General features: G+C 40.3%; 6 protein-coding genes and 1 tRNA gene. 1 reads left to right on the top strand and 6 read right to left on the bottom strand.

Annotation, left to right across the window (positions count from 1 at the left end; translation table 11 throughout):
* Positions 1-478 precede the first annotated feature (478 nt).
* From ACMA1I_RS23170 to ACMA1I_RS23195, 6 genes are all read right to left on the bottom strand, one after another.
* On the bottom strand, positions 479-1,660 hold the full coding sequence (locus ACMA1I_RS23170) for an acyltransferase family protein (RefSeq protein WP_337070878.1): 1,182 nt from the start codon (positions 1,658-1,660) through the stop codon (positions 479-481).
* Complete coding sequence (locus tag ACMA1I_RS23175; RefSeq protein WP_337070879.1) at positions 1,626-2,684, bottom strand: acyltransferase; 1,059 nt, start codon at positions 2,682-2,684, stop codon at positions 1,626-1,628. The genes ACMA1I_RS23170 and ACMA1I_RS23175 overlap by 35 nt, the downstream gene beginning before the upstream one ends.
* 92 nt (positions 2,685-2,776) lie before the next feature.
* A complete protein-coding gene (locus ACMA1I_RS23180; protein ID WP_337070882.1) occupies positions 2,777-3,379 on the bottom strand; it encodes an IS630 family transposase in 603 nt (200 codons plus the stop codon).
* On the bottom strand, positions 3,364-3,543 hold the full coding sequence (locus tag ACMA1I_RS23185; RefSeq protein ID WP_337070880.1) for a hypothetical protein: 180 nt from the start codon (positions 3,541-3,543) through the stop codon (positions 3,364-3,366). The genes ACMA1I_RS23180 and ACMA1I_RS23185 overlap by 16 nt, the downstream gene beginning before the upstream one ends.
* Entirely contained in the window at positions 3,536-3,802 is a 267-nt protein-coding gene (locus tag ACMA1I_RS23190; RefSeq protein WP_414703976.1) for a helix-turn-helix domain-containing protein, read from the bottom strand. Before ACMA1I_RS23190 ends, ACMA1I_RS23185 begins: the two co-directional genes overlap by 8 nt.
* Positions 3,803-4,180: 378 nt before the next feature.
* Positions 4,181-4,252: transfer RNA gene (locus ACMA1I_RS23195), tRNA-Glu, on the bottom strand.
* A 206-nt stretch (positions 4,253-4,458) separates the two neighbouring features.
* Here ACMA1I_RS23195 and ACMA1I_RS23200 point away from each other — a divergent pair.
* Positions 4,459-4,775, top strand: a 317-nt coding sequence (locus ACMA1I_RS23200; RefSeq protein WP_337070881.1) for a glyceraldehyde 3-phosphate dehydrogenase NAD-binding domain-containing protein, incomplete at its 3' end; no start/stop codon positions are given.

Raw genomic sequence — 4,775 nt, forward strand, 5'->3', positions numbered from 1 at the left:
ATAAAGTGCATAAGGCTAAGGAGTTAGGTGAAACATCGGACAATATTTCTACCTAATCCTTAGCCTTTTTTGTTGCGCAAATGCCTGTCTTAAACCAAATTAATTCCCGAGTTCACGTTAATTAATAAGATGAGTTGGTGATACAGTAGAGCTGCTTTACTTCTAAAGCATGTCTCCCTGCATATATAAGGGGGGAGGCTAAGAGAGTAGGAGCAAGTAGCTATTAAAGTGCAGATGCATAAGCGCACATTAATAGTCAAATCTGCCTAATTATGGGGGCATGCGATAATAATGTGCAGCATTAGCGTCCGAATAGTGTCCGAAGCAAAATAAGAAAGGCCTTCAGCGTTAACTGAAGGCCTTTCTAGTAGACCGAAGGAGTGAATTATCGAACCTTATCCACAAAGATTTTATGAATATAAGAGATTTTTTAGCTACAGACTGTATTTAACAATGGGGTATAAATTAGCTTTATTGCTCATTTAGTACTTTTTAATATTCCACCTTTAATTTTACTATGTGTATAGGTTAAAATGTTACTGCTATTCATGCCTAAAAGAAGCATGCTTAACAGCAAGCTTCTCTTGAACAATAAGGAAAGCAAAATTGGTATTGCAATACCAATGAAAAGGTAAAGATAGGCAGAATTAAATGTATCCTTTAGTAACGCTTTGTAGATCAGATTAGCTGTTATATGTAAATACATAATCGGCAGGGTATTCTGTCCTATTATCAATAACGCTGCACTGGCTCTTGATCTAGCAATTAATAGAGATAACAGCAGAATTGTTGATGTGAATAAAGCAAATATGGGTAATACCATCCATGGATTAGAGATAACACCATACTTCAAGTCAACCTTTAATGAAAATAGGCCAATATAATTACAGTAAATAGCAACTGTGCATAATGCTAAAGAGGTAATAAAGAGAAAAAAGATTTCCAGTAGACTTAATCCTAGCGTCTTAAGCCACTCCAAAAGGTCTTTTGAGCAGTGACCAATTATATAGAAGGCAAGGGTAAGAGGAACGACATTGAGGTTCCAAGGGATAGGTACAGTCTGGTAAAACTCTATTCCAACTCCTGCTATCAAAGAAAAAATTGCAGTTAAAAATAAAGTAGTCTTCCTATTTACAAAACTGTTCAATAAAGAAAATAATATAACTGTCCATAAGAAGCAATTAATATACCAATATATAGAAAATCCTCCATTAAGCCTTTCTCCGCCCCAAACAAGTACCTTATATCCAGTGAATGCAAAGAAGCCGAGGATTTCGCTTATAGCCCATGTACTGCGGTCTGATAAGGTGTAACTTGTAATTCCTATAAGAAACGCATATGCAAAATATGGTAAAAGAAGGTTTATACTCTTCTTCTTGAGAAAAGATCTTAATAGCGCTTTCTCAGGCTGCCTGTGAAGTATTCCGCTTATATAAAAAAAAGCCGGCATGTGGAACCAATAGGCGTAGCTACTGAAGCCAAAGTCTGGTGTATGACCTAATACCACCAATATCATAAGCAGCCCTTTTGCAACATCTATGTAAGCGTCTCTATGTTTGCTGACAACCGAAGAGGATATTCTGTTTTCTAAGATGACCTGCATTGATTTTAGATATAGGTTTTGTTTAATTTTTGGTGGCGTATATCTCTCTTGCATCATGAGCGCGACATTCTTTTATGCTTCTTTTCAGCATCCTTATAATAGGTTCTTCGAATAGTATAGTAATAAGTGATGCACTACCAATAGAAACTGCTAGTGCAACTAATGCCGCAATCCAGAAGTTTATTTCCATTTGGTTAGTCAAAAGAGGAATTATTAAGCTTATACTTATGAATTGATGAATAAGATAAAGACTGTAAGATATTCTTCCTAAGAAAAGTGTGGCTTTAGAAACTATAAAATTTAGTTTATTTTTTATATAAAGTAGCCAGATGCAAAAATAGAAAGAAATGATAATGGTATACTCTGAGCGCTGAAGTATAAGCGAGCTTTTTAAATCATCGGCAAGTACTGCGGCTGCTGCTAAGCAGAAAGCCACCCCCAAGTACCTAGCTGCCGTCTCCTTTTCAAACTTTATTTTATAGAATAATATCCCAGCTAAGAACATAGGGAAGTGCTTCATGATGGGTAGCTTATGTTTTAGGAAATGATACAATGATAGATTAAACTGTTCTAGAAAGAGATCATGAACTAGAACAAAGGCAAGAAAAGCATACCCAATTATCTCAATCCGGTTCTTTTGTTTCACCAACCAGAGGAATAGTATTCCAATGTAAAAGAGCATCTCAATTATCAGAGTCCAGTATGGGCCATCTAAATCCTTGACCAAAAAGTAATATTGGAACATAGAAAGGTTTACTATATATTTTAAGAATAAGCCATCTATAGCTTTACCTTTAAGGAGGCTTGACAATAGGATTAACGAGGCAGTAACTGAAGCACAAAGCCAATAAGTTGGATATAGCCGTATGAGTCTATTTAAGACAAATTCTTTCCAACTAGAGGTTCTACTTATAGAAAGGAATATCACAAACCCGCTGATAATAAAAAAAAGATCGACGCCTGTGACCCCATAAGTAAACCTTACCCCAACATCATCACGATCCATTGTGTAGTGAAATAAAACCACTAGTACTGCGGCAATACCCCTGAGGGCATCCAATTCTTGTAACCTTTGCTTCATGAACTTATGTAATTAGCTTTTTTTGATTTGATAAAACTTAGCAAGATAAGAAGAATATTACCATATAAGTACAGGGACAAAATTACATTACATTAAAATTTATACTCAGAGAAGTTAATAAACAGGTTCTTTCCCACCGTAGCCAGCGCCATTTTCACAGCATAAAAGAGGCTGTCTGTGGTCCTATAATCCTGCGGCTTTAGCCACCTTGCTTTCAGCTCCTTCCATAGCCTTTCAGCAATGTTGAGGTGTGGGGAGTGGACTGGCAGGTAGAAGAGAAACAGCCCCCACTGCTGCCAATCATCCAGTTGCTTTCTCACCTTGGCTGCCGTGTGTACGCTGGCATTATCTAACACCACCACGGTCGGTTTTACCAGCTCGAGGGAGAGCCTGTCAAGCTGCTCTATTATGAAATCAGCGGTAATACTCTCCTCTCTGGTGGCATACAGCAGCCTGTTGTCCCTGGAGAGGAGGGCAAAGCAGTGGAGACCTTTGCCCTTAGCCGATTCTACACAGACGTCTTCATCTGCAAACTGCCAGTCGTAGGGCACATAGCCTTCAGGGGAAACCTGGCTTTCATCGCCATAGAACAAATCGATATGCCCCTGCCAGCTCTTCTCTTCCAGCAACCCCAGTGCCTCTTTTCGCACCTGATAAAGAGCTGCATCTGGCTTGCCCTTTACTCTTTTTCGTATCCGTTTGTAGCGGCACTTAACTTTTTTAGAAAACGCTTAAGCGTCTTGAGGCTGAACTCCTTGCCCAGCTGCTGCTCGAGCAAAAGCTTTGCCTGGCCCAGCCGCTGTCTTTCCCCCACTACTGCCTGGCGCACCTGCTCCAGGTCACGAGCTGCCTCAAACACTGGTTTGCGGCCCCTGCCAGGCTTGGTCTCCAGACCGGCTATGGTAGCGGGTAAGCCAGTTGTTTACCGTCACCGGATTCATCTTCAAGAGTTGGCCCACTTGTTCTGAGCTACGCCCTTCACTCTTCAGAAGCACTAGCTGGCAACGCTGACGAAAGGCGTGGCTCTTGCCCGAGCGATAACCCTGCTCCAACTCCTGACGTTCTGCTGAACTTAACTCGACTGTTCGTATTTTTCCCATAGCTAAGAAAGAGAACATACTTCAAACTAAATTTGTCCCAATACTTATTTAGATAAAATGCTAAAAGGTGTTCAGCTATGAATAAATATGTAAAAAGTAGTTAATAATGTTTTTATAGCGTGCTTTTGAGTACTAATAACATCCATAAAAGCAAGGACAAACACTCTTCACTACAAACTTCAAAATCATTTTCTATGATAAATGCCTTTGGTTCTACTGGTACTTTAAGACTCACTAATGGATCAGAATTAGCGTTCATGTAAAAAGTGGTGGAGAACGGCCATAGAACTAAACATCTTTGTTAGGTGGTGTAGTTACAGCTGAACCGAACCGAAGGGGAATTATATCGAACCAAAAAAGCCGCTCCATTTTACATGAAGCGGCTTTTTATTGTTGTAGTCCGTAGGGGAATCGAACCCCTGTTGCCAGAATGAAAATCTGAAGTCCTAACCCCTAGACGAACGGACCATATCAAAATCAAATACTTTTGTTTTTGATTGATGGTGCAAAGATAGGTTTTGGATTTAATATTCCAAAATAAATAGTTGTTATTTTTCTTTTAAAAGCTTAACGCATTCATAATCAGAAGATATAGTTATCTGAAAAAATATTGGTTTTCCTTAATGCTTCTTGTAAATTCGCACAGAAAATAACACCTTTCAAATCTAGATACCATGTCTAAAATTAAAGTTGCGATTAACGGCTTCGGCCGTATTGGCAGGCTGACCTTCAAGGCCCTGCTTGAGAAGGAGAACGTGGAAGTTGTAGCCATCAACGACCTTACCAATACAAAGACGCTGGCCCACCTGCTCAAGTACGACTCGGTGCACGGCCGGTTCAACGGCACGGTGGAGGCCACCGAGACGGGCATCATCGTCAACGGCCAGGAGATCCAGATCACGGCCGAGCGCGAGCCCAAGAACCTGCCCTGGGGCAAGCTCGGGGTGGACGTGGTGCTTGAGTCTACCGGCCGCTTCGTGGATGAGCAGGG

The organism is Pontibacter sp. 13R65 (genome assembly GCF_047525655.1).
Classification (GTDB): Bacteria; Bacteroidota; Bacteroidia; order Cytophagales; family Hymenobacteraceae; genus Pontibacter.